Origin of the sequence: Chryseobacterium sp. MA9 (genome assembly GCF_024399315.1) — a bacterium.
Lineage (GTDB): Bacteria > Bacteroidota > Bacteroidia > Flavobacteriales > Weeksellaceae > Chryseobacterium.
Genome location: NZ_CP075170.1, coordinates 1,772,209 through 1,796,538 on the forward strand (window position 1 = coordinate 1,772,209; position 24,330 = coordinate 1,796,538).

The following is a 24,330-nucleotide window of genomic DNA, read 5'->3' on the forward strand; positions in this document are numbered from 1 at the left end:
AAGGTTTCGGCGCACCTGAGGTGCGCCGAAACCTTTTTATTTATTAATATTTTTTTAAAACTTTCTTTCAATTACATAATCCAGCATACTATGTAACGATTTCCTTGCTTCAGAATCCGGGAACTCATTCAGAAGATCTTTTGCTTTCTGCTGGAAATCTTTCATTACCGTAATGGCATATTCCAATCCACCGGAACTTTTAACAAATTCTATAAGCTCTTTTACACGTTTGGGGTTATTGTTATAACGTTTTATGGTATCGAAATAGTACTTTCTATTCTTCTCATCAGCTATTTTCAGGGTATGAATTAAAGGCAGAGTCATTTTCTGCTCTTTAATATCAATTCCTACGGGTTTTCCGATCACATTTGAACTTAAATAATCGAAAAGGTCATCTTTAATCTGAAATGCCATTCCTGTAAAGGTTCCGAAATCCATCATTTTCTTAGCCAGAACTTCGTCTGCATTGTTGGAAAGAACTCCTATTTCACAGCAGGCAGCAATAAGAGTAGCTGTTTTCTGGCGAATAATTTCATAATAAACATCTTCAGTAATATCCAGTTTTCTCGCTTTTTCCAGCTGAAGAAGTTCTCCTTCTGACATTTCGCGGATCGTTCTGGAAATTACCCCAAGCAGGTCATAATCTTTATGGTCTGTAGATAATAATACGGATTTTGACAAAAGATAATCCCCTACCAAAACTGCAATTTTATTCTTCCATAAAGCATTGATTGAAAAAAAATTACGACGTTTAAAACTTTCATCTACAACATCATCATGTACAAGAGTTGCAGTATGAATCAGTTCGATCATAGACGCACCTCGGTACGTTTTTTCAGTCACTTCACCCACCAGTTTGGCACAGAGAAATACAAACATCGGGCGCATCTGCTTTCCTTTAGTGGTAACAATAAAACGGGTTACTTTATCTAATAAAGCTACTTTACTCTGCATTGATTCATAAAACTTCTGTTCAAAAAGTTTCATTTCATCATTGATCGGTCGTTTAATCTCTTCTACAATGTTTGCCACAATCTGCGATGCTGGGTGAATAATTATTAATTCTCACAAAGATAATTTTTTTCGCTCAATTTTAAGACAAATTAATCTTTGAGTTGATCTTTAGGGATAAAATAAAAAGAGGGTTTTGTAGTTCCCAATGGAGAATTGAATTTTTCACCGGAAATATAAATTCCCTTTTCATCTACACTTATTCCTTCAATCTGAGCTAATGAAAAAGCTGTTCCCAAATAATAGTGTTTTGGAGTTTGCTTGAAAAATATTCCGGGCTCAGTTTCGGTAAAGATATCTAAAAAGACTTCCGTTTTTTTGGTATATCCCACCAGATAAAGCTTTTTATCAAAATAGGAAGCATCTGTAACTACAAAGCCTGTTTTATAAACTTCGATCTTTTCTGCTTTTTGCAGTTCTGAAATTTCAGGATCTACAATATAATGAGAAGTTGCTTTTGAAGCCCATTCCTTAGTAAAGATATGCAGCTTTCCATTCAAATAGATCATGGCTTCTGCATCGAAGTCGTTCTTTGTATTTTTAGAAATAAATTTAGTTTGTTCGGGATAATAAAAAAGAATTTCCGATCCATCTAAAGCTCTTTCCGAACCAGGCATCTTATCAACAAGAGCTGTATCAAGACGTCCGAAAGGAACTTTATAGATCATAAGATTTTTTCTTGTTCCTGCATTATTTCCAAAATCTCCGATATAGAAATTTTCGCCGTCATTAGCCAAAGCTTCCCAATCATTATTAATCAAATTGGTTTTCAGTGTTCGGATAATTTCACCATTATTTTTATCAATTTCAAAAAGCTCGGCAGGATTTCCACTATCATTGAAGGTATATAATTTTCCGTTTAAAATATCCAGTCCTGAGGTTTCTTCAATCTTATCATTCAGATAATTAACTCTATGTTTTTTAATTTTCAGAAAGTCGGTCTGCTGGGAAAATGCAGATTGAGTAATGATGAAGGCAACAATCAGAAGGGATTTTTTCATAAGACAAAAGTAGGGTTTTATTCTGAGCTGGTGAGTTGGAGATGTGAGGTTCGGGATTCGGGTTGGAGAGTTTGAGAGTTTGAGATAGTTCAAATTGCAAATTGCTTTGCTCTTTTTACTTTTGTTATCTTCTTAATACAGAAAAACGGACTAAATAGCCCGTTTCCCCTTAGATTTCTATTGATTTTAAAAACAGTTTTAAGCAGTTTTCTGCTCTTCCTGAGTTTGCTGTTGTTCTTTCTTTTTTGCCTGTTTTGCAAAATATTCTTTTTGGTATTGCCTTACCGTTTTTCCGGTTCCGTCATGTCTCCACCCCGGTGAATTGAAAATATAATTGATTCTGTCTGTAAATTTTAATCCGGGCTGCTTAAGATCTTTCCAGATTTTTCTCCATTCATAAAAAAGAACCGTATCTGGTCTGTTATCCGGCATTTTAGGATAGATTCCATACTTTACGGGAATATTAGGGTCTTCCTTTTGAAAAGTTCCAAATATTTTGTCCCAAATGATCAGACACATTCCCATGTTCTTATCCAGATATTTTACATTGCATGCATGATGAACACGGTGATGAGAAGGAGTGACAAGAATATATTCCAAAAATCCCATACTCTTCACAGTCTGTGTATGAACCCACGTTCCATATACCTGACCAATGGCGTAAGCCACCATAATATGCCATGGATTGAATCCTAAAAATGCAAGCGGTGAAAAATATAAATATCTGTAAAGCGGCTGTAATACGGGACTTCTGAATCCTGTTGTAAGGTTAAAATATTCTGAACTGTGGTGTGTAATATGAACCGCCCAAAATGCTCTGGAACGGTGGTCTACATAATGCAGTACATAATAAGCAAAATCTGTGATTATAAAACAAGCCAGCAGATACCATACACTAAGATCCCATGAAAAAAGTCTGTGATTGTAGAAGAAAAACATAACCCCCATGGCAAATGCTTTCATGATAAGGTCTAGACCAAAATTCATCAATGCCAGATAAATATTTGTAGCAAGATCTTTCCCACTATATAGCTTAGCCTCTGAAACGTGGCTGTAAATCATTTCAGCTAAAATAACAGTTGCATGCAACGGGATAGCCCATGCATACACATTTTCCAGCCCATCCTCGCTCATAAGAAAATCCATCATCACAAAATAATTTGTGCAAAGGTAGGATTTTAACCTTTTTTTAAGGAAGTTTTGATTTTTTTTAAGGAAATTTTAATCCGTAGCTTTATTGGCCAATTGCCCGCAAGCTGCATCAATATCACCTCCACGGCTTCTTCTGACCATTACGGTAATACCTGCATTTTCAAGCTGACGGATGTAGTTTTCTTCCGCCTGTTTGTTACATTGGTCATACTTACCGTCACCAATCGGGTTGTATTGAATAAGGTTTACTTTTGAAGGAACCTGTTTGCAGTATCTGATTAAAGCTTTAATATCTTCATCTCCGTCATTGATTCCTTTCCATACACAATATTCAAAAGTAATGACAGAACCTGTCTTTTGATACCAGTACTGAAGAGACTCCATAATATCTGTCAACGGGAATTTATCAGAGAAAGGCATGATCTCGTTACGCTTAGATTCTATAGCGGAGTGAAGGGATAAAGCCAGTTTCACACGCAATTCGTCATCAGCAAGCATTTTGATCATCTTTGGAATACCGGATGTAGAAACGGTAATTCTTCTTGGAGACATTCCCAATCCTTCCGGCTGGGTAATTTTTCTGATGGCCTCCACTACATTTTTGTAATTCATCATCGGCTCTCCCATTCCCATAAATACGATATTGGAAAGCGGTCTCTCGAAGTACATTCTACTCTGGCTGTCAATCAGGGCTACCTGATCTACAATTTCAGCTACTTCAAGGTTTCTCATCCTTTTCAGTTTTGCTGTAGCACAGAATTCGCAGTTTAATGAGCATCCTACCTGCGAAGATACACAGGCTGTAGTTCTTGTTTCTGTAGGAATAAGAACAGATTCCACCATCAGTCCGTCATGAAGTTTCACTCCGTTTTTGATAGTTCCGTCAGTGCTTTTTTGAAGAAGGTCTACGGAAACAGGGTTGATTGTATATTCTTCGGCAATTCTTTCACGAAGCGATTTCGAAAGATTCGTCATTTCATCTATCGAATGGAGGTTTTTACTCCATAGCCAGTCATAGACCTGTTTCGCACGAAACGGTTTTTCTCCTAAAGACTCAAAGTAATCTTTAAGCTGGTCCAGTGATAATATGCGGATATCTTTCATTTCAGGTAGATAGGTTGCAGATTGTAGGCTGTAGGTTGCAGATGCTAGTATCTGCAACCTATTACCTATTATCTTTTTTATAGGATTAACATTGCGTCACCGTAAGAATAGAATTTATACTTTTCTTTTACGGCTTCTTCATAAGCTTGCATTACGAAATCTTTTCCAGCAAACGCAGCAATCATCATAAGCAGTGTAGACTTCGGCGTGTGGAAGTTTGTGATCATTGAAGTAGCTACTCCGAAATCGTGAGGCGGATAAATGAATTTATTTGTCCATCCGTTGAAAGCAGAAATCTTTTTGTTTGAAGAAACAGATGTTTCCAGAGCTCTCATTGTTGTAGTACCTACCGCACAAACTCTTCTGTGAGATTCTACCGCTCTATTGATAAGGTCAGCATTTTTCTCATCAATGATAATCTCTTCAGATTCCATTTTGTGCTTAGAAAGATCTTCTACCTCAATCGGGTTGAATGTTCCCAATCCTACGTGAAGTGTTACTTCAGCAAAATTGATTCCTTTGATCTCCAATCTCTTCATCAAATGTTTAGAGAAGTGAAGACCTGCAGTAGGTGCAGCAACAGCTCCTTCTATTTTAGCATAGATAGTCTGGTATCTTTCTGCATCTTCCGGCTCTACTGCTCTTTTGATATACTTTGGAAGTGGAGTTTCTCCCAATTCTTTTAATTTCGTTCTGAATTCGTCGTAAGAACCGTCGAATAAGAATCTTAACGTTCTTCCTCTTGAAGTAGTGTTATCAATAACTTCCGCTACCAAAGATTCATCTTCAGTAAAGAATAGTTTGTTACCAATTCTGATTTTTCTTGCCGGATCTACCAAAACATCCCAAACTCTGGTTTCTTTATCAAGTTCTCTTAATAAGAAAACTTCAATTTTCGCACCTGTTTTTTCTTTATTTCCGTAAAGACGAGCAGGGAAAACTTTAGTATTATTGAAGATAAACAAATCATCCTCATCAAAATAATCCACTACATCCTTGAATAACTTGTGCTCAATAGTTTGTGTTTTTCTATCAAGTACCATTAATCTAGCCTCGTCTCTGTGCTCTGATGGGTGTTCTGCTAATAATTCCGCAGGAAGATCAAAATTAAAATCTGATGTTTTCATTTTTTAAATTACGGTTTAAAAATTATTGAAATTACAAGGTGTAATTTTCGGAGTGCAAATATACGACATTGAATACCCCTTTGTCAAGTATTATTTACAATGAAATATAAAACCGTGATTTTACGGGGAGTTTTAAACTTAAAAAGTTCTACTTTTGGGAAAATTAAAATTCAGCATGAAGCCAGTAAGCAAAATCTATTTCCTTAATAATCCGTATCCTGACGGTCATAAAATCGTTACCTTCAACTGGAGCGGGCGGATTGATGAGTATGGGTTTATCTGGTTTGATTTTCATTTAAAAACTGAAAATTATTATGCAAATGATGATAATGACAGCGACGAAGAAGACGAAGGTTTATCTGATTGGGACTCCAAAATCGTATGGGGAAACTACCATGCTTGTACTCTATCTTCAAATTATTGGGGTGAGCAAAGAGGAATCAGAATTAACAACCTTGATGAAAAACTTGACTTCGATGCCATTGTTAAAAATGACCTTTTCAGCAACGATCTTCCGTCTGAACAACATTTTGATGATGATGATCTGGCATTCAATATTTATCTGCTGGGACATGACAGCTGTGCAGGTCATCAGATACAGTTTTCAAAAACAGGTAGTAGTCAATATGATATTACTTGGACCGGAAAAATAGCACTAACTTACGCTGGTGATGATGAGTTTTCACATGATTTCAAAGCAGAGATCTTCAATGTAGAGTTCGAAGGTTTTCATTATCCTAAAACCTGGTCAGTAGAAAAAGCAACGGAAATGTTCAAAGCTAAACTTGCCAACTTTGAAGCATATGAATTTGTGGATCTGAATCCGAAAAGTAATAAGAGAGAATACAAATTAAACAAAATCAAATCGATAACCGCATAAAAACAACCAATCAAAAAAATTATCATTATGAGTAAATATTCAATTGAAGCATTTATCAACGAAACAAAAGAGAATCCACAGCAAAGAGATTATTTTGAACTGGAGACCAAGCATCTTCTGGAAATCAACCTTAATAATCAGGCGGTATGGACCAAAAAAGGAAGCATGGTAAGCTATGTGGGAAATGTTAATTTTGAAAGACAGGGCATGCTGGCTGGAGGAATTGGAAATCTTCTTAAAAAAGCAATCAGCGGGGAAGGAAGTAAGCTTATGAAAGCGGAAGGAACCGGAAAATTGTATGTAGCAGATTCCGGGAAAAAAGTACGTATCCTTTATCTGAATAATGAGTCAGTATGTGTGAACGGAAATGATGTTCTTGCCCATGAGCAAAGTGTAAAAAGTGATATTACCATGCTTAAGAGTATTGCAGGAATGATGTCCGGCGGACTTTTCCAGGTGAAACTTTCAGGAACGGGACATATTGCCATTACAACTCACGGAGATCCATTAACTTTACTGGTAACTCCTGATACACCTGTGTTCACAGATCCTAATGCTACTGTTGCATGGTCCGGAAATCTGAGCCCGGAACTGAAAACAAATGTTTCTTTCAAAAGCCTTATCGGAAGAGGAAGTGGTGAGGAATTTCAGATGAAGTTCTCAGGCCACGGATGGGTATTGATTCAACCTTACGAAGAAGTTTATTATATGGAAAAATAAAGCAGACAAACCTTAGAGGTAATTTTGTATTTTCGTAGTACTTAAAGCAATAGCAAATGAATACTCTGATAAAGCTATTTTTTCTGATCGTTATAATCCCTAATATGATTATAGCTCAAAAACCAAAGAATAATTACGAATACAATATAGATCTTCTTCATATGTCCAACGATGAGGTCCGGGTTTCTTTTGCTCCCCCAAGGAACAATCTTAAACAAGGTAAGTTTATTATTCCTAAACTGGTTCCCGGATTTTATCAGGCTATGAATTTCGGACAATATGTTTCAAATTTTGCAGCTACCGACAAGAACGGAAAAAAAATACTGACTGAACGCTTGGATAAAAACAGCTGGCTGGTACACGATCTTAAACATGTACACAAAATATCATATCAGGTAGCAGACGGTTGGGATTCTTTAAAAAACGATATCCAGGAAGCCAAATCTCCAGGCAGTATGTTTATCAAAGACAGCATTTCTGTAATCAACTATAATTCTTTAGTAGGATATTTTGAAGAAATGAAAGATAATCCTTATCAGATTAATATTACAAAAAACAAGGATTTTTACGCTTCTTCCGCTCTGGATTATAAACAAAAAAATAAAAACACTGATATTGTCTGGGCTAAAGATTACCGGCAACTGGTAGATTCTCCTGTTTTATATTGTGTTCCCGATACAACATGGCTGAAAATAGGCCATACTGAAGTGCTTGTATCATTCTATAACAATAAGGAGCGGCATTATTCAAAAACAATAGCACATGAAATAGAGAATATTCTGAAAAACCAGCAGGCTTATCTGGGAGGTACATTACCGGTAAACAAATATGCTTTTCTGATCTACTATGAATCTTCAAATGAGAACGGATTCCTGGGAGATGGTCTGGAACATTCCCACTCTACAGTCTGCCTGTACCGTTCGGGAAGTATGAAGTTTCTTCCAAATGCTTTAAACAGAGTGGCTTCTCATGAGTTTTTCCATATTGTTACCCCTCTCAACATTCATTCAGGAGAAATTCAACATTATGATTTTCTTAATCCTGTCATGTCTAAACATCTATGGTTATATGAAGGCATGACGGAATATGCGACCATACATATGCCTATAAAGCAAAAAATGATCAGTTTAGATGATTTTGAAAAAAGCCTGGAAGAAAAGATACATGGTATGAAAGAATTTGATAATAAATTTTCTCTTACCGAATTGAGTAAAAACTCTATGGAAAGACAGGATGAGTATATGAATTTTTATATGAAAGGAGCATTACTTGGACTATGTCTGGATATAAGGCTAAGGGAACTCTCCAACGGGAAAATAGGAACTCAGGATCTGATGCAGATGCTTATGAAAAAATATGGAGAGGGCAAATATTTTAATGATGATGAGCTTTTTGATGAAATTACAAAAATGACCTATCCGGAAATACGATCATTTTTCAGAGACTATGTAGAAGGTACCCAGCCCATTCCGTTGAAAGTGTATCTGGAAAAGGCAGGCCTTAACTATGATGAAACCACCGGAAAAGTGACCACGATACCCACCCCCGATTCAAAACAGCTGGCTTTAAGAAAAGCATGGATTAATCAATAAATATTTAGGCGAAAGGATAAAAATCAATCAACAATTCTTCCGCACACTCACTCACACCCTCAAACCCACCAACTCCTCTCCCTCACCTGATATTATCCATCACCTCATCGGGATTTACAAAAGTTTTAATATATTTAGGAAAAAAAATAGATGGACAATAGCAATTCGCGCAGAAACTTTCTTAAGACAGCAGCTTTAGCAAGCTTTGGGGCATTGGTTTTACCCAATTCATTATTTGCCTATTCCAATGATTTTAAAACAGATAAAAAAGTCCGTGTCGGTTTCATCGGCGTTGGTCTTCGTGGGCAGGAACATGTGAAATTACTGGCAAAACGTAATGATGTAGAGATTGTAGCGTTTGCAGATCCTGAGAAAAGAATGCTTGCTGCTTCTCAAAAAATATTAAAAGACAATAATAAACCGGCTGCTCAGGAATTTTCCAACGGGGAATATGACTATCGAAATCTTTTAAAATTAAAAACAATAGATGCTGTTGTCATTGCAACTCCATGGGAATGGCACCTTACACAGGGCGTGGAAGCTATGCGTGCTAAAAAAATTGTGGGCATGGAAGTTTCCGGAGCAATAAAGCTTCAGGACTGCTGGGAATTTGTAAAAGTATATGAGGAAACAAAAGTTCCTATCTTTATGATGGAAAACGTGTGCTACCGCAGAGACATTATGGCCATTCTGAATATGGTTCGTAAAGGCATGTTTGGAGAACTGGTACACGGAAGAGGCGGTTATCAGCATGACCTGAGAGGTGTGCTTTTTAATGATGGAATCAATCCTTACAATTCCGGTGCAGAGTTTGGAGAGAAAGGATTCAGTGAGGCAAAATGGAGAACTGAACATTATGTAAAGCGTAACGGGGAACTTTATCCTACACATGGATTAGGTCCGGTTGCCATGATGATGGACATCAACAGAGGAAACCGTTTAACAAAATTATCTTCATTTTCATCAAAATCTTTAGGACTTCATAAATATATTGTAGAACACCCTAAAGGAGGAGAAAACCATCCAAGTGCCAAAGTAAAATTCAATCAGGGAGATGTGGTAACCACACAGATTGCCTGCGCCAATGGGGAAACCATCCTTCTGACCCATGATACAAGTTTACAGAGACCTTATGATCTTGGGTTCAGAGTTCAGGGGACTGAAGGATTGTGGCAGGATTTCGGATGGGGAGATTTCAACCAGGGCCATATTTATTTTGAAAAAACAATGAATCATACCCACCGTTGGGATAATACTGAAAAATGGATGACAGAATACGATCATCCTATGTGGAAAAGGTTTGAAAATACTGCTGCAGGAGCAGGACATGGCGGAATGGATTTCTTTGTAATGAATACTTTTATTGAATGTATCAAACGAAATATAGAGTTCCCGATGGATGTGTATGACCTTGCTTTATGGTACTCCATTACACCGTTGAGTGAAGAGTCTATTGCCAAAGGCGGTCAGGTAGTTGATATCCCTGATTTTACCAATGGAAAATGGAAAACCCGTAAACCTGTATTTGGAATGACCGATGAGTTCTAAGAAAACACTCCTCATATTAGCAGGCGGATTAGGCAGCAGATATAAAGGGCTCAAACAGATAGACGGAATACTCAATAATGGCTCACCGATTCTGGAGTATTCTATCTTTGATGCTCTGGAAGCCGGTTTCCAAAAAGTAGTTATTATTGTCAACAAACTGATTCCTGAAAGTTATATTGAAAGACTTAACGACATATCAAAAGCTAAAAACTTTGAACTTCACTGCGTATATCAGGAAATTGACAGCATTCCTATTTCGCTGGAAGGTTTTGATTATCCTGATCGTGAAAAACCATGGGGAACTGCTCATGCCGTTCTTTGTGCCAAATATTCAATACAGGAACCTTTTGTGATGATCAATGCGGATGATTTTTACGGAAAAGAAGCCTTTCAATTGGCTGCAAATGAAATTAACCATCATCATATTTCAGATTCACAATTGGGAATGATTGCTTATCCCGTAGGGACAACACTGAGCGGTAATGGAGCTGTAGCCAGAGGAATATGCACGCTGGATCCGGAAAATTATCTGATCAAGGTTGAAGAACAAACTTCCATTCAAAGAATAAATAATTCTATCGTTTATATTAAAAATGGAGAAAATGTAAAATTAGATCCTGATACATTGGTATCCATGAACTTTTTTATATTCCATCCTCATATTTTCTGTTATCTGGAAGCCTATTTCTATGACTTCATCGAATCTGACCCTCTACCAACCCAGGAATTTTATATTCCTTCTGCTGTACAGAGAATGATAGATGAAAACAAAGTACAGGTAAAGGTAAAAGCGTCTCCGTCTCAATGGATGGGTGTCACTTATGCCGACGATAAAGAGGAAATTAAAGATTTTCTGATTTCAGAAGTTAAAAACAACAGATACCCGGAAAATTTATGGAGCTAAACGATATTGTTATTCAATTTATTGGTACAGATAATTACAATCTCACTCCTATTACTGATGGACTGATCAATACCACCTACCTTTTGGAAAATAAAGATCAGGGGAAAAAGTTTATCTTACAAAAAATCAACAATCATGTTTTCAAACAGCCGGAGGTGATCGTTAATAATCATTTAATGATTAATGAAATTCTCAGGTCAAATAACTATCATTTTCAAATTATTGAGCCTATCCCTTCTCTTACCGATAAACTTCTGGTAAAAGATGTAAATGATGATCCATGGCGCATGCTGAGTTTCGTAGAAAACAGTATTACTTTTCTTACCGCCCCATCATTACAGACTGCTTTTGAAGCAGCTAAGACCTTCAGTTATTTCCTTACCACCATCAATACTGAAAAGCTGCCTGCTATTGAAGATACACTTCCTGATTTCCTTAATTTTGAGAAAAGGGTTGCAGATTATAAAAATGCACTCAAAGATGCGGCTCCTCAATTAAAAGAAAATGCAAAAGCTGAAATAGAAATCACCAATCAGTTACTGTCCTTGCCTGATCAATGGATCGAAATGGAGAAAAACAATCAGATTCCTAAAAGAATCATCCATGCAGATGTGAAAATCAGCAATATCCTTTTCGATCAGAATCATCAACCGTTAGCTGTCATTGATCTGGATACTATGATGATTTCTACTATTTTATATGATTTTGGAACGATGATTCAGTCCTATACCAACACAACTTATGAAGATGATGGAAAGGCCAGAAACAATTTTAATCCTGAAATGTACAAGGTTGTAAAAGAAGGATTCTTATTTTATCTAAAGGAAAAACTTACTACGGAAGAATCTGGCAATCTTGATTATGCCGCACAAGTCGCCATTTATATCCAGGAGCTTCGTTTTTTAACGGATTATCTCAATGGAAGTGTTTATTATTCTACGAAATATCCTGAGCATAATCTGGACCGGACAAAAAATCAGCTGGAGCTGTTGAAGGGATTGAGAGAATATTTGGGAAGTGAATGATTTTAAGCTATTATAATTCTTTATTAAGGATTACATACAATATTTAGATTCCTATGGAATGACAAAGTGTACGGATAGACAACGTACTCTGTTTGTCATTCCGTAGAAATCCACACTCTTACAAACAACGCTCTAACTCGTAAACTCTCCCGTTCTCAAACGCTCTAACTTTTCCACTCAACATCCCGAACCCACAAACTCCAGAATTCTTTTCCATTCCTCCAGCTTCTTTTCAAAGGAAACGGTATGAAGCGGACTTGTAGAAGGCAATAGAAAAATGGGCAATTTATAATTTTTTCCCAGCAGTTTTTGTAAATTTTTGTAAGATTTTCCACCATTGCAGAAAATGGCTTTGACATTTGGGTGTTCTTCCAGCAGCTCAGCGATCTGATTGGCCTCTTCATTTCTGATTTCGGAATCCAGGCTTCCTTTTCTCTCGCAGGAATCAATGACGTCCCAAAGAGCAATGTGATGTTTCTTGATAGTTTTGATTCTTTGGTTATAATCTTCAGTAAATTCTTCGTTCAGCAACTCAAAAATAATTTTCCAGAATTTATTTTGCGGATGGGCATAATATTGCTGTTTTTCCAATGATTTCACGCCCGGAATTGAGCCTAAAATTAAAATTTCAGATTGTGCATCAATAAGGGGTGGGAATGAAGAAATACGGTTTTGCATATTCAAATATAGAGAGATTTAATTTATTTTCATCAGGCTGGAAGCTGGGAGCTTGAAGAAGGAAGTTATTGAGGTTATGAAAACAGCTTTCCCATACTTTCATCTTTTTAGACAGTGATATCATTAATTTATAATAACCTTTATAAATAGTAGAGGCTAATAGTAACTTCCAGCCTCCCTCTTCCAGCTTCCAATTAGCCCTTGGTTTTATTCATAAAAAAAGCGGGCTAAAGCCCGCTCCTATTGATATTGTATTCTTATTTGTCTTATAAAGTTTCCTTTAACCAGTCAAAGAATTCTCTCTGCCATACCAATCCGTTTTGTGGATGAAGTACCCAGTGGTTTTCGTTAGGGAAGTAAACCAGTTTAGATTTTAATCCTCTTAATTTTGCAGCCTGGAAAGCTTCCTGCCCCTGCTCGTAAGGAACACGGAAATCAATTCCACCCTGAACGATCATGATAGGTTTGTTCCATTTATCAACAAAATTGCTTGGATTGAATTCTGTGTATGCTTTTGGCTGTGGTTTTTCCCATGGTGAACCAAGATCCCAGTTCGCAAACCAAAGCTCTTCAGTAGTAAGATACCATGATTTCATATCAAATAATCCATCATGTGCGATGAATGTTTTGAATCTGTTTTCATGAATTCCTGCCAGCATAAATACGCTGTATCCTCCGTAACTCGCTCCTACAGCTGCTACCCTGTCACCATCTACGTATGGTAGTGTTTTCGCAAAGTCTGTTGCTGCCAGATAATCTCTCATTGGCTGTCCACCCCAGTCTCTTGAAATTTCTTCGTTCCATTTTGTTCCCCAGCCTGGCATACCTCTTCTGTTTGGAGCTACTACGATATAATCGTTGGCTGTCATCAAAGCAAAGTTCCATCTGATGCTGAAATACTGTGTCAATGCAGATTGCGGACCACCCTGGCAGTATACCAAAGTAGGATATTTTTTGTTCGGGTCAAAGTTAGGTGGATAGTGGAACCAAACTCCCATTTCTTTACCGTCTGAAGTTTTCACCATCTTAAGTTCAGATTTTCCCTGAGCCAGCTTAGCATATGTTTCTTTGTTGGCTTCAGTCACCTGCTTCATTTCTCCGTTTTTAACGTTTACAGAGAATAGTTCTGTGGCATGGTTCACATCTGTTCTTCCTACTAAAAGTGAGGTTTTATTGTCTGTAAAGATTTCATTTACGTCAAAATCTCCTTTCGTAATCTGTTGTACTTTTGCTGATTTTGAATCCAGAGCGAAAAGCTGTTTTGTTCCTCTGAATGCTGCTGTGAAGTAGATTGTTTTTGAATCTGCTCCCCAAAGTACATCTCCTGAAACACTTTCGTCCCATCCTGAAGTCAAATTAGTTGTCTTTCCTGACTTCCAATCCATGATTTTCACATCATTTTTATCTGCTTCATATCCATCTCTGGCCATGCTCTGCCAGATCAAAGATTTTCCATCCGGACTGAATTTAGGGTTTACATCATATCCTTTGTTGGATTCTGTAAGATTTTTGGTTGTTCCTGATGCTAAATCGTAAGCAAAGATATCTGTATTGGTACTTGTAGAATAATCTTTTCCACTTTTAGGTTTTGTAACATATAAAAGCTGTGCAGAATCTGAACTCCAGATAAAGTCTTCAGCACCCCCGAAAGGCCTCTGAGGAGAATCCCACATTTTTCCTTCCAGCAGGTCTTTAGCTGATTCTGCTTTATCAGAAGTATTCACTACAAATACATGGTTGTATTTTCCTTCATTGAAATAATCCCAGTGTCTGTGGTTCAGATCTGTATACACCTGAGCCGTAGTTTTAGGAGTATCGCTGAATTTATCTTTCCCCATTACTTTTTCTACCAATACCTGCTTGCTGAAAGCAATTTTCTTCCCGTCAGGAGAAATTACGATATTGTCTACTTCACCAATGGTATAAAATTCTGCCCAGGTTTTCCCTGCATCTTTAGAAAGATAGATTTTATCACCTTCCTGAGCATAGATCCCATTTTTATCCCATTGAATAAGGGCTTTTTTACCGAAATCAATTTTGGAAGACTGATTGTTAAGAACATTCAGAAAATAGTTCTCATTTTTTGTTTTTTCTGTTTTCAGATCAACCTGCCCTACTTTATAGATAAGAGAACCCTGATCCGGTGAAACAGCCTGTACTCCAACTTTTTTCAAAGTCCAAAGAATTTCAGGCGTCATTACTTGTTGTGCATTCATTAAAAGCGGAGCTGCCAAGGCCAGCAGACTGTACTTAAGTTTCATATGTTGATATTCATTTTTTAATGGAAGTACGGAATCCTGCTGATTTCATACCCTCCTTTTATTAAACTCAAAGATTGCCAAAGTTAACTATTAAAATAAAATTAACGAAAGAATTAACATTTAAGTTTTCTAAAGTTTAAAGTAAATCATTTATCAATTGGTAAATTCATTAATTTTATAAAAAACAAACTAATACCCATCTTTCATGAAAAAGTTTCTACTTATTTCGTTATTTCTTTTATCATCATTCTTTTTTTCACAGTTAACGATAAGTCCTTTTGCATCTCATTATTATACTGCTTATCAGGCTGCTATTTCAGGAAATGGAACAATTTATTATACAACTGATGGAAGCACACCTACATTAAGCTCGAGCTCTGCCCTCAACAATGTACAGATTCCTATCGACCAGAATAAAGAAATCAAAGCATTTCTTGTTGACGGACAGGGAAATTCTTCAGCTATAATCAGTAAAAAGTATTATACAGGAAGTATTGCTGATGCTGTCATTTATTTTAAAGCGCCTTCCACGTGGGCTGTAGGAAGCTGTGTCATGATTGATCTGGTTAACCCCAACTCAATTAACGGATTTGCAATGGATACCTTATGGCCCGGAACAGTGATGCAGCCTGCAGGATGCGAAACCTGGTACAAGATCACCAGAAATTTTGAAAATGCCAATGTACGTTTTAATAATTGTTCTCCTTTTGAAAATATTCCCCAAACCATCAGTACAAATTTGATTCCGATGGGAAGTACTTTGTATTATGATTTTACGGATGGAATTATCACAACTCCTCCTTCATGCCTATTTTTAGCGAGCAATGAAACTCTGCCACAAAATAAGAATGTTTTCATCAAGGTTTATCCGAATCCTGTTTCAGATATTTTAAAAATAAATACCGACCGGAATTTTCAGGAATATGAAATCATAGATGCGAATGGAAGAGTTCTTTTAAAGAATCAGTTTGTAAAAGAAATTTCTACTCATCAGCTTATTTCAGGAAATTATTTTCTAAAACTGAAAGACCAGCAGGGAAGTTTGGTTTTACTGAAATTCATTAAAAAATAAAAAAATCCGCTGTTGAGCGGATTTTTTATTTTGATCTATTATGATTTTAATTAATCTCCATCTGAGAACATTGAATTTGCCAGAGACGTCACGATTGACAGCAGGATACTAAAGATAAATGCCCACCAGAAACCATCTACCACCATGCTGTCTATGAAATAGTCTGCAATCAGAACAATTCCGGCATTGATTACCAAAGCAAAGAATCCTAAGGTAAGAATGGTCAATGGAAGACCAAACAGGCTTAAAATAGGCTTTACAAATATGTTCAGAACTCCAAGCACAATAGCAAAGATAATGGCTGAAGAAAATCCTTCAAAATGTACTCCCGGTAAGATTTTAGTTAAAAGATAAGCTACAATTGCTGTTACAAATAATCGGATAATTAAGTTCATTGAGTTATTTTTTAATGTTTATGGGGAGTATGGAGCAAAAGCCATTCCATTTCGAGAAAAAGAATTCCATTAAACCCTTTATTTAAGGAATATTTTGTCTGTTATTTCCCTTAAGCTGTTATTTTATTTTCATCATAGTGACTAATGAAGTCGCTACATGACTTTCTGAGTCTGAGCCTTCAGTCTGTACATAGATTTCCGTTCTCACCACAATGATTTTCCCTCCGCCTTTGATGACATAGGATTTTGAAACCAAAGCATCACCCATCGCAGGACGCAGATAATTCACTTTCAATTCAACTGTTACCACATAACAGTCTTCTGCGTAATGGCTCACTGCTGCATATCCTGAAGAAACATCTACCAGAGAGGCGATCATTGCTCCGTTGAACATTCCTGCTTTTCTGGTCATCATTTCCATTTTAGGAATCTTCATGGATATAAAATCGGTTTCTACTTCCAGCAGTTCTGCTTTATAGAATTGTAGAGTTTCCGAACGGTTGAAGCTGTCTGTGATGAGCTTTCTTTTTTCTGGTGTCATTATTTTTTGAATTTATATGTAAAGGTAGAAATTGATTTAAAGATTAAAGAATTTAAAGATTAAAAATTTCCAGCCGTAAGAAACCTTTTAGATATTGGAAACCTGTAAGGTTTGGTGGTGTGTGGTTTGTCCAGCAATAATTAAAATTTTTCAGTTCAAAAGATTAGTTTTGCAGGAAAGCTTTATGATGGGTTTAAAAAGGTTTTTCCAATTTTTAGGTTTAGTTGCATGTTCCAGTTTTCAGGCGCAGACTCTGCATTTGTACGGCGGCGCAGATCAGGACCAATATCTGGGATGCTTAAACTGTGATAAGTTTGATAAGAATTCGATATGGAACAAGTTTAGTGATTATGGAAACGCCTTCAGTTCAAAATCTATCTGGAATGCCTATGGAAATTATGGAAGTCCTCACAGCACCTACTCTCCATGGAATGAGTATGGGGCTTATCCTCCGGCAATTGTTGATCAGGATGGAAATTTCTTTGGGTTTCTCACTGTGAATCCTTATAAATCTGAAAGATCAGAACTGGAACTGGCTGTGATCTTATACAAGCATCATGAGGAGATGAGAGGTGATGTTGGCGGATGGTATGAGAAATTGTTCAGGTAAACCACCACATCATTTTTTTTTCTGACTTTTCGCCACCCCTCTGGAGAATAGGAATTTTCACGTCTTCGGTTGAGATATTTTATTGGAATAAAAGGTATGAAAAGTATAAGGCTGGATTCCTGCGGAATGACAAGCTGTGTGGATATTCGGAGCGGTATACTTTTATTCATTAAAATAGAATACAGTTTACTATTTTAATGAATAAATTATTTAACTTTCCTGTGGTTCTTTTTCAAAACGAAACCCTTTTATTATGCTGAATGATTATAAAAAATACGAATTGTTTGGAAAGACTCTGATACAGAAAATTGATATAACGGGCCCATTCAGATATGATTTTCCGGTTTCGGAGCAAGCCTGTTTTCTGTATGTGATTAAAGGAGAATTTCAATATAAAACAGATGAGCAGGAATTTGATATTCCTACCCATTACTCCCTGTTTCTGAACTGTATCAGCTCAGGAAAGCATATTCAAAATTCAAATTTAGAAAGTAACTGCCAGGTCGTCATTGTAACCTTCTACCCTGATATCCTGAAAAGAATTTACGACAGAGAGTTGCCTTCTTTACTGCAGAAACCTGCAAACATGGTTTCAAATCAATCCAGTGAGAAAATAAATAACGATTTTCTGATTCAAAAATATGTAGAAGGATTGCTTTTTTACTTTGAAAATCCTTCGCTCATTAATGAAGATATATTAATTCTTAAGCTAAAAGAGATTATGTTATTGCTGGCTCAGTCACAGAATGCCAATGCAGTTCAATTGATTTTGTCTCAACTTTTCTCTCCAACCACTTATTCTTTTAAGCAAATCATTGAAGCCAACTTGTTTTCGCAACTCACCATTGAACAGCTTGCAGAAAAAAGTAACCTGAGTATATCATCCTTCAAAAGAGAATTCGCAAAACTTTATGAGGATACTCCAGCCAATTATATAAGAAACAAAAAGCTGGAAAAGGCTGCCGAACTGCTTTTAATATCCGATGAACGGATTACTGATATCGCTTTTGACTGTGGGTTTAATGATCTGGCAACTTTTACAAAAAATTTCAGCGACAAATATCATATTTCCCCGTCAGCTTATCGTCAGGAACGGAAAGAAAAATAATTGGAACACTATTTTTACAAATTATACACGCATTTCTTATCAATAGGAAATGCATTTTTTTGAACTAAAATCTCAAATTCTTGAACGAAATCACAAAATCATTTCTGTATATCCATCGCAAATTTGTACCATCAGTTTCAGGGAATAAATTTTCTCTTCAGATGCCATAAAAAGCAAAAAAAGAATAAGAAACTGAATGAGTATACATTTAAAATAATATCAATATGCATCTATCGATTTTAGGAATTTTTCATACCATCATTGGTATAAGTGCTCTTGCCGGAGCAATGATCGGATTTATCAAATACGGTAAGATTAGCCTCGCTCATCTATCCGGAAAGGTATACTTTTACACTACACTCATCACATCACTTTCAGCATTGGGCATCTCCAAAGCCGGAGGTTTTAATGCGGGGCATGTGTTCTCATTATTTATCATTGCTTTGATCTCTGTTGCCTATTTCCTGTTCTCAAGTAAAAAGGAAAGCAGGAGAGCCAGATATTTTGAGAATTTTTTGCTGTCATTCAGCTTTTTCCTGTCCCTTGTTCCGACGATTAATGAGACTTTTACAAGGGTTCCCATTGGACATCCTTTAGCTAAGGATATCAAAGATCCGATTATTGGTCAGACTCTTCTTGTTATCTTCCTGCTTTTTGTGATTGGCTCAATTTTTCAGTTTATGAAGCAGAGGAAAGAGAATGTGAAAATTTCAGGATGATAGTGTGTTCAGAAAAGCGGTAAACCACCCCGTCAAAAATTCTTTGAATTTCCGCCACCCCTCCAGTGGAGGGGAATTTTTACGTCTTCATTAGAGATATTTGTATTATGATAAAGACTGTGAAAGTATAGAAAAATAGGAATGGATTCCTACGGAATGACAAATACAATGCTTGGTTTATCCATACAGTTTGTCATTCCGTAGAAATCTCTGTATAAATAAAAAACCGGAGATTGTTGGAAAACGCAAAGGCGCAAGTCATTACCAAGTTGTCTATTTTTAAGGCGCAAAGATTTTATCTTCGATAAAATATAATACTGTCTAAAATTGTATCGTCTGTATCTATGAAGTTCCAGCCGTTATTTTATTATCTTTGAAGAACAATGCTCATTTATCGTACATTAAATGCTGCCGCGTTTGACTGGCAGTCAAAAGGTCACGGGTTCGAATCCCGTATTCTCCACTTAATAATGATATTTGATTAGCTAAGGTGTGTCTGAAAATCGTCAGTCAACGTCAAAATACCCTCTGCAATAGTTTCCGGATGTGTGGTAAAACCTTTTAATTTTGAAGTTTTCCCTTTTAAAACGAGGTCTAAAAGCTGTTTATCTGATAATTTTTTACCAAAAATTTCAAAAGTTATTTTAAAGCCGCAGTTTTTGAAATCGGAACATCCTACTGCTGTTTTTCCTTTGATCAGGTTGTGTTCTTTACATTTTGGGCATTTTGTTTCTTCCCAGGACTGAAGTTCTTTTTTCTGTGCAGGTTCTCTTTTTTTCTTCTCTTTTACTTCCTCTTTTTCTTCTTCCTGAAGAGTAATGACCTTTCCCTTTCCATACACCACTTTTTCCGTAAGTTCTGTAACCATCTGAATCAGCTCTTCTTTGAAAAGATTGGCTTCATACTCACCTTTTTCAATTTTACGAAGTTTGGATTCCCATTCTCCGGTAAGTTCCGGGCTTTTTAAGAGCTCGTCCTCGATGGTATCTATCAACTGAATTCCGGTTTGGGTTGCGATGAGGTTTTTCCTTTTTTTCTCGATGTATTTTCTTTTGAAAAGTGTTTCGATGATGTTCGCACGGGTGGATGGTCTTCCGATACCGTTATTTTTCAACATTTCGCGCAGTTCCTCATCTTCTACCTGCTTTCCGGCTGTTTCCATGGCTCTCAGCAACGTTGCTTCTGTATAGGGTTTTGGAGGTGTTGTTTTTCCTTGATGGATCATTGGATCGTGTGGCCCGGTTTCTCCTACAATAAACTCAGGGATGGTTTGTTCTTCTTCTTTTTCTTTTTCCTTATCGGTGGTTTCTTCTTTTGGTTCTTTGGCATAGACAGCTCTCCATCCTGCTTCAAGAACCTGTCTTCCACTGGTTTTGAAAGGAATAGTTCCTACTTTTCCTTCCACTAAAGTATTGGAAATTTTACATTCCGGATAGAATACGGCGATAAAACGTTTTGCAATCAGATCATAAATCAGTTTTTCTTCCCTGCTCAGGTTTTGAGAAGGCGGAATTTCCGTAGGAATGATCGCATGGTGGTCGGTTACTTTTGTATCGTCGAAAACAGCCTTTGATTTTGGAATCGGAGCCTCCAATAATGGGGCAATTAATTCCTGATAAGGATACATCTTTTGAAGAATACCAGCTATTTTCGGATATAAACTCTCGGATAGATAAGTAGTATCAACACGAGGGTAAGTCACGTGTTTCTTTTCGTAAAGACTTTGAATATAATTCAGTGTATTTTCTGCTGAGTATCCGTATTTTTTATTGGCTTCTACCTGAAGTCCGGTCAAATCGAAAAGTCGTGGATTTTTTTCTTTTCCTTCTTTAATTTCGAAAGAAACAATTTCAAATGGATTTACTTTAAGATATTCCAATCCTTTTTCAGCACGCTCCAGTGTTTTTAAACGATCAATCGCTGCATTGAAAATAACGTCACGGTATTTAGTCTTCAGTTCCCAATATTCTTCTGTGGTAAAGGCATCAATTTCTTTCTGACGCTGAACCAGCATCGCCAATGTCGGAGTTTGCACTCTTCCAATGGAAAGAACTGCTTTATTTCCACCAAATTTCTTTGTGAAAAGTCTGGTAGCATTGATTCCCAATAACCAATCTCCTATGGCTCTGGCATTTCCAGCCAGATACAGGTTTTTATAATCTTCTGCAGGTTTTAAACTGGCAAAACCTTCTTTAATGGCATCCTCCGTCAATGAAGAAATCCATAAACGCTGGATGGGTTTGTTACATTTTGCTTTCTGTAATACCCAACGCTGAATGAGTTCTCCCTCCTGCCCGGCATCCCCGCAGTTAATGACCTCATCACATTCTTCGACCAATCTTTCAATCACTTTAAACTGGTTTTCAACACCTTTATTCGGGATCAGCTTGATACCAAAACTGCTGGGAATAATTGGTAATGAAAAAAGATTCCAGGATTTGAACTGAGGACCGTAGTCGTGAGGTTCTTTCAGGGTACAAAGGTGTCCGAACGTCCATGTTACGCAATAGCCGTTCCCTTCCATATAGCCTTGTTTAGGCGTGGTAGCGCCCAATACTTTGGCGATATCTCTGGCAACACTGGGTTTCTCGGCAATACATAATTTCATGAACTCGGGTTTATTGAAGGAGTGCAAAAATCGGGATTTTTTTTGACATTGCAAATTCAGGTGAAGGTTAAGGACTTAGAGAGGAAATTATGTGGATTCTAAATATGTAAAATATTAGACAATTTATTTAAACGCAAAGGTTATTGGATTCTATTATTTATTTGAGGAAGCAAAGAAATGCGACTAAGTCGCTGAAGAAGCGAAAGGATAACCTATTTAGGCCAAAAGTACATTAATTGTCTTCTGTCATTCTGACGAAGGAAGAGTCTTATTGATAATTAAATGAGATTCTTCACTACATTTCTGAACTGCATTGGCAGACTTCAGTCTGTGTTCAGAATGATATTTTGAGGCACCTACATTCATGCTGTCTATTATTTGATCACATATTTATACAAAAAGCCCCCTTAAAAAAGGAGGCCGAATCAACAATGTAATGAAACTAGGTTCATTATTTTTTTTGAGCTTCTGAAATGGCATCGGCAATTCCACCGCCTGCGGTTTCAAAGAAGGCAGGGCCAGCCAGAAGGTATACTTTTCCTATTTTTTTGGTGGTGGATAGTTTGTGTTCTTTCAGGTAATTTTCAGAACGGTTGGCATGTACAATTCCTCTTACGATATTTCCTGCTATCAAAGCGGTTGGAGAATCTATTCCTGCATCTTTCAGGTCGCTGGCAAAGGCAAAATTGATAACGCCTAATCTCATCGCTTCGCGGGCCGCTACTTCTCCCACGGAAGTCATTAAATCTGGAGTGAATTTGTTACGGTCACCTAAACCAATCAATAATAATTTCTTTGCAGACATAGATCCTGCAGGCGGTGTAATTAAAATGGTTTCCAAAGAATGTCCCTGAAACTGTCCTGTTTTTCTAAGGTTGGTCAGTTCTCCTTTTAAAGCCTCATCAAGGTGAACCAATCCGTTCAATTTGGCCGGTAATGCCTGAGCATTGAAGATGTCTCCTTCTGTATATTCGAAAACACAGGATACCTGAAGTTGGGCATCTGCTGAGGAAGGTCCCTGTACCAATCCAACCATGGAAATTCCGTCTACGGTTCCCCAGGTTTTAGAGGTTCCAATGGCTGTTGTATTTTGTGAGAAAATCAATGTTGTAAACAGCAACCCTGCAATGATGTATAATTTGCTTATTTTTTTCATGACTTTTTATCGTATTAGTTGTTACTATATTTTTTGGAATGATTCTTATAGGGTCATCGGAACTTCCATCAAAAGAACTTCTGTACCTTCTTTAAGTGCTTTGATGTTAATTTCCTGAATATCCCAAACTCCGAATCCATCACGTTCTTCAATGATCTCTCCGCCTATTTCTGCACTTCCTTTAAGGATAAAAACATACACTCCGTTTCCTTTTTTTCTGACCTGATAATGAGTTTCTGTATTCTGATCAAAAGTTCCAAGGTGAAACCATGCGTCCTGATGGATCCATACACCTTCATCATCTGCATTGGGAGAAAGAATCTGTTGAAATTGATTATGCCCTTTTGTTTTATCTAAAGTAATCTGATCATATCTTGGGGTAACATTTCTTTTTTTCGGGTAAATCCAGATTTGAAGGAATTTTACAAGCTTATCACTGTTTTTGTTGAATTCGCTGTGCATAATTCCGGTTCCTGCACTCATCACCTGAATATCTCCGCTTCTGATCACCGCCGTATTTCCCATGCTGTCTTTGTGCTCAAGATCACCTTCCAAAGGAATACTGATGATTTCCATATTATCGTGAGGATGTGTTCCAAAGCCTCTTCCTGCTTCCACTTTATCATCATTCAGGACTCTCAGTACTCCAAAGTGCATTCTTTCAGGATTATAATAATTGGCAAAGCTGAAGGTGTGCTGGCTTAGCAGCCATCCGTGATCTGCTTTTCCTCTTGAGTCTGCTCTGTGGATGACAGAGTTTTCTTTTATTTTTGATTCTGTATTGGGTAGATGATTGTATCCGATCGGTTCTAATGGTTCGATCTCGTCAATATCATTTTTCATAGCGCTGGCCAAAGAAGCAGATGCTACAAACATTCCTGTTCCCAATAATCCTTTCTTTAAAAAATCTTTTCTGTCCATATCAAATTGTTATTTGTTCTTGTTTGATAGGACAAATTTAGAGAGATGGATAACCCTGCACATTTAACTAGTTTAATAAATGATTTTGCAGCAAAAAAAAATGCCGGATACAAAAAGTATCCGGCAGTATGACTATATTGGATTGTTGTAACTTTATTTAGATTCCTATGGAATGACAAGGTGTATGGATAAACTAA

At 37.0% G+C, this 24,330-nt stretch carries 22 protein-coding genes; 10 read left to right on the forward strand and 12 right to left on the reverse strand.

Annotation, left to right across the window (positions count from 1 at the left end; all coding sequences use genetic code 11):
- Positions 1-54 precede the first annotated feature (54 nt).
- The 5 genes from KIK00_RS08025 to queA all read right to left on the reverse strand — a co-directional run bounded on the left by KIK00_RS08025 (position 55) and on the right by queA (position 5,395).
- Complete coding sequence (locus KIK00_RS08025) at positions 55-1,032, reverse strand: polyprenyl synthetase family protein (RefSeq protein WP_255816037.1); 978 nt, start codon at positions 1,030-1,032, stop codon at positions 55-57.
- 71 nt (positions 1,033-1,103) lie between these two features.
- Positions 1,104-2,012, reverse strand: a complete 909-nt coding sequence (locus KIK00_RS08030) for a hypothetical protein (RefSeq protein WP_255816039.1) — start codon at positions 2,010-2,012, stop codon at positions 1,104-1,106.
- 198 nt (positions 2,013-2,210) lie between these two features.
- Complete coding sequence (locus tag KIK00_RS08035) at positions 2,211-3,161, reverse strand: sterol desaturase family protein (protein WP_255816040.1); 951 nt, start codon at positions 3,159-3,161, stop codon at positions 2,211-2,213.
- A 72-nt stretch (positions 3,162-3,233) separates the two neighbouring features.
- Complete coding sequence (rlmN, locus tag KIK00_RS08040; RefSeq protein WP_255816657.1) at positions 3,234-4,268, reverse strand: 23S rRNA (adenine(2503)-C(2))-methyltransferase RlmN; 1,035 nt, start codon at positions 4,266-4,268, stop codon at positions 3,234-3,236.
- 77 nt (positions 4,269-4,345) lie between these two features.
- Positions 4,346-5,395 carry a tRNA preQ1(34) S-adenosylmethionine ribosyltransferase-isomerase QueA gene (queA, locus tag KIK00_RS08045; RefSeq protein WP_047378209.1) on the reverse strand — a complete coding sequence of 350 codons (1,050 nt, stop codon included), beginning with the start codon at positions 5,393-5,395 and terminating at the stop codon, positions 4,346-4,348.
- A 154-nt stretch (positions 5,396-5,549) separates the two neighbouring features.
- Here queA and KIK00_RS08050 point away from each other — a divergent pair, with 154 nt between their 5' ends.
- The 6 genes from KIK00_RS08050 (at position 5,550) to KIK00_RS08075 (ending at position 12,064) form a co-directional block, all read left to right on the forward strand.
- Positions 5,550-6,275, forward strand: a complete 726-nt coding sequence (locus KIK00_RS08050; protein WP_255816041.1) for a hypothetical protein — start codon at positions 5,550-5,552, stop codon at positions 6,273-6,275.
- A gap of 27 nt (positions 6,276-6,302) precedes the next feature.
- Positions 6,303-6,995 carry an AIM24 family protein gene (locus KIK00_RS08055; RefSeq protein WP_047378211.1) on the forward strand — a complete coding sequence of 231 codons (693 nt, stop codon included), beginning with the start codon at positions 6,303-6,305 and terminating at the stop codon, positions 6,993-6,995.
- 56 nt (positions 6,996-7,051) lie between these two features.
- Positions 7,052-8,587, forward strand: a complete 1,536-nt coding sequence (locus tag KIK00_RS08060; protein ID WP_255816042.1) for a hypothetical protein — start codon at positions 7,052-7,054, stop codon at positions 8,585-8,587.
- A gap of 150 nt (positions 8,588-8,737) precedes the next feature.
- A complete protein-coding gene (locus tag KIK00_RS08065) occupies positions 8,738-10,135 on the forward strand; it encodes a Gfo/Idh/MocA family protein (protein ID WP_255816043.1) in 1,398 nt (465 codons plus the stop codon).
- On the forward strand, positions 10,125-11,039 hold the full coding sequence (locus KIK00_RS08070; protein WP_255816044.1) for a sugar phosphate nucleotidyltransferase: 915 nt from the start codon (positions 10,125-10,127) through the stop codon (positions 11,037-11,039). The genes KIK00_RS08065 and KIK00_RS08070 overlap by 11 nt, the downstream gene beginning before the upstream one ends.
- Positions 11,030-12,064 carry a phosphotransferase enzyme family protein gene (locus tag KIK00_RS08075; protein ID WP_255816045.1) on the forward strand — a complete coding sequence of 345 codons (1,035 nt, stop codon included), beginning with the start codon at positions 11,030-11,032 and terminating at the stop codon, positions 12,062-12,064. Before KIK00_RS08070 ends, KIK00_RS08075 begins: the two co-directional genes overlap by 10 nt.
- Positions 12,065-12,241: 177 nt before the next feature.
- Here the strand turns inward: KIK00_RS08075 and KIK00_RS08080 are convergent, their stop codons facing one another.
- Together KIK00_RS08080 and KIK00_RS08085 are read right to left on the reverse strand one after the other, a co-directional pair.
- Positions 12,242-12,742: a DNA-deoxyinosine glycosylase gene (locus tag KIK00_RS08080; RefSeq protein ID WP_255816046.1), complete on the reverse strand. Its 501-nt coding sequence runs from the start codon at positions 12,740-12,742 to the stop codon at positions 12,242-12,244.
- 266 nt (positions 12,743-13,008) lie between these two features.
- Positions 13,009-15,003, reverse strand: coding sequence for a S9 family peptidase (locus KIK00_RS08085; RefSeq protein ID WP_255816047.1), 1,995 nt, complete (start codon positions 15,001-15,003; stop codon positions 13,009-13,011).
- Positions 15,004-15,208: 205 nt separating this feature from the next.
- On the opposite strand from KIK00_RS08085, the gene KIK00_RS08090 reads away from it, so the two are divergent.
- Positions 15,209-16,075 (forward strand): chitobiase/beta-hexosaminidase C-terminal domain-containing protein, encoded by an 867-nt coding sequence (locus KIK00_RS08090; protein ID WP_255816048.1) that lies wholly within the window; start codon positions 15,209-15,211, stop codon positions 16,073-16,075.
- Positions 16,076-16,125: 50 nt separating this feature from the next.
- On the opposite strand, the gene KIK00_RS08095 is transcribed toward KIK00_RS08090, so the two are convergent.
- Both KIK00_RS08095 and KIK00_RS08100 read right to left on the reverse strand, forming a co-directional pair.
- On the reverse strand, positions 16,126-16,470 hold the full coding sequence (locus tag KIK00_RS08095; RefSeq protein ID WP_255816049.1) for a phage holin family protein: 345 nt from the start codon (positions 16,468-16,470) through the stop codon (positions 16,126-16,128).
- 118 nt (positions 16,471-16,588) lie between these two features.
- Complete coding sequence (locus KIK00_RS08100) at positions 16,589-17,011, reverse strand: PaaI family thioesterase (protein WP_047378218.1); 423 nt, start codon at positions 17,009-17,011, stop codon at positions 16,589-16,591.
- A 169-nt stretch (positions 17,012-17,180) separates the two neighbouring features.
- Here KIK00_RS08100 and KIK00_RS08105 point away from each other — a divergent pair, with 169 nt between their 5' ends.
- The 3 genes from KIK00_RS08105 to KIK00_RS08115 all read left to right on the forward strand — a co-directional run bounded on the left by KIK00_RS08105 (position 17,181) and on the right by KIK00_RS08115 (position 19,448).
- Complete coding sequence (locus KIK00_RS08105; protein WP_255816050.1) at positions 17,181-17,621, forward strand: hypothetical protein; 441 nt, start codon at positions 17,181-17,183, stop codon at positions 17,619-17,621.
- Between the two features lie 253 nt (positions 17,622-17,874).
- The gene (locus KIK00_RS08110) at positions 17,875-18,729 is read left to right on the forward strand and encodes an AraC family transcriptional regulator (protein WP_255816051.1); all 855 of its coding nucleotides are present in this window, start codon (positions 17,875-17,877) and stop codon (positions 18,727-18,729) included.
- Positions 18,730-18,953: 224 nt separating this feature from the next.
- Positions 18,954-19,448 carry a hypothetical protein gene (locus KIK00_RS08115; RefSeq protein WP_255816052.1) on the forward strand — a complete coding sequence of 165 codons (495 nt, stop codon included), beginning with the start codon at positions 18,954-18,956 and terminating at the stop codon, positions 19,446-19,448.
- 481 nt (positions 19,449-19,929) lie between these two features.
- Here the strand turns inward: KIK00_RS08115 and KIK00_RS08120 are convergent, their stop codons facing one another.
- The 3 genes from KIK00_RS08120 to KIK00_RS08130 all read right to left on the reverse strand — a co-directional run bounded on the left by KIK00_RS08120 (position 19,930) and on the right by KIK00_RS08130 (position 24,133).
- Positions 19,930-22,056 carry a type IA DNA topoisomerase gene (locus KIK00_RS08120; RefSeq protein WP_255816053.1) on the reverse strand — a complete coding sequence of 709 codons (2,127 nt, stop codon included), beginning with the start codon at positions 22,054-22,056 and terminating at the stop codon, positions 19,930-19,932.
- A gap of 451 nt (positions 22,057-22,507) precedes the next feature.
- Positions 22,508-23,212, reverse strand: coding sequence for a M17 family peptidase N-terminal domain-containing protein (locus KIK00_RS08125; protein WP_255816054.1), 705 nt, complete (start codon positions 23,210-23,212; stop codon positions 22,508-22,510).
- Positions 23,213-23,257: 45 nt separating this feature from the next.
- Positions 23,258-24,133, reverse strand: coding sequence for a pirin family protein (locus KIK00_RS08130; RefSeq protein ID WP_255816055.1), 876 nt, complete (start codon positions 24,131-24,133; stop codon positions 23,258-23,260).
- Positions 24,134-24,330 lie beyond the last annotated feature (197 nt).